Below are 1,167 nucleotides of genomic sequence, written 5' to 3' on the forward strand. Positions count from 1 at the left end.
GAAAACGCCGTAATAAACGAGCTAAAGCTTTACGTCGTTTTTGGCTGCGGCGCTGAGAGCGGTATATTCCATCGTAAATATAAGACCAGCTTCCCGGTGCAGAGGGCGGCATTAGAGTACGGCTTTGCCAAAGCCACTTTATGAGCTTTTGCTGATAATAATAATGCCAGCAAACCAACCCCAATAAGGCTAAAGTCGTTATTGGCCAGAACAGGTCAAATAACCAGCCAACGAATAAAAAAGGCAGCAAAAATAAGAGCAGATTGCTGAAAGACTGCCAGTTAGAGTAGTTCCTGTCCATGCTAAATCAGCCTAAGCTTAACGACTTGAGAAACGATAACCGACTCCCCGCACCGTTTGAATCAAACGGTCATAACCATGCTCAGTCAGCGCTTTACGCAGGCGGCGAATATGCACGTCGACTGTTCTGTCTTCAACATAAACGTTGGTACCCCATACGTGATCAAGTAACTGCTCTCGACTGTAAACCCGCTCCGGGTGAGTCATAAAAAAGTGCAATAATTTGAACTCCGTTGGCCCCATATCAATACCTTTATCATCGACCGAAATACGATGTGATACCGGATCAAGTTTCAGCCCTTCAACTTCCAGAGGCTCGTCCAGAACCGTTGGGGCAACGCGACGGAAAACAGCGCGCATACGAGCCATCAGTTCCTTCGGTGAAAACGGCTTGGTAATGTAGTCGTCAGCGCCAACTTCCAGCCCTTTGATTTTATCCTCTTCCTCACCTCGTGCTGTCAGCATAATGATGGGAATATTACGGGTGAAATCATCGCTTTTTATTTTCTTCGCCAACTGCAGACCAGAACCTCCGGGAAGCATCCAGTCCAGCAACACCATGTCGGGGTATGGTTCAGCGATTTTACTAACAGCAGCATCGAAGTCATTGGCCTCTACAGCCTGATAACCGTGTTGTTCCATAACAAAGCTCAACATCTCACGAATGGGCGCTTCGTCTTCAACAATTAGAATTCTACGTGACATGCATTGGTTCCCTAATATGAACTGATGCTGCAATTATTACTAAAGAATATGACACTTTTATGAACCTGGACACATCTCTGTAAAATTTCTTATGTCATTGAGCAGAGAGCCACTGCAATAACTCGTAAACAATTGGAAGAGAAACAAAAGCAAACAGAATAC

General features: G+C 45.2%; 2 protein-coding genes. Both read right to left on the reverse strand.

Annotated elements, in window-relative coordinates:
• Window positions 1-301: phosphate regulon sensor protein PhoR (locus tag B3180_RS07160; protein WP_286843767.1), on the reverse strand; the 301-nt coding region annotated here is incomplete at its 3' end.
• Between the two features lie 17 nt (window positions 302-318).
• The gene (gene phoB / locus B3180_RS07165) at window positions 319-1,005 is read right to left on the reverse strand and encodes a phosphate regulon transcriptional regulator PhoB (RefSeq protein WP_054491237.1); all 687 of its coding nucleotides are present in this window, start codon (window positions 1,003-1,005) and stop codon (window positions 319-321) included.
• Between the last annotated feature and the right edge of the window lie 162 nt (window positions 1,006-1,167).

It is taken from the genome of Idiomarina sp. UBA4206 (genome assembly GCF_002383015.1).
Classification (GTDB): domain Bacteria; phylum Pseudomonadota; class Gammaproteobacteria; order Enterobacterales; family Alteromonadaceae; genus Idiomarina; species Idiomarina abyssalis.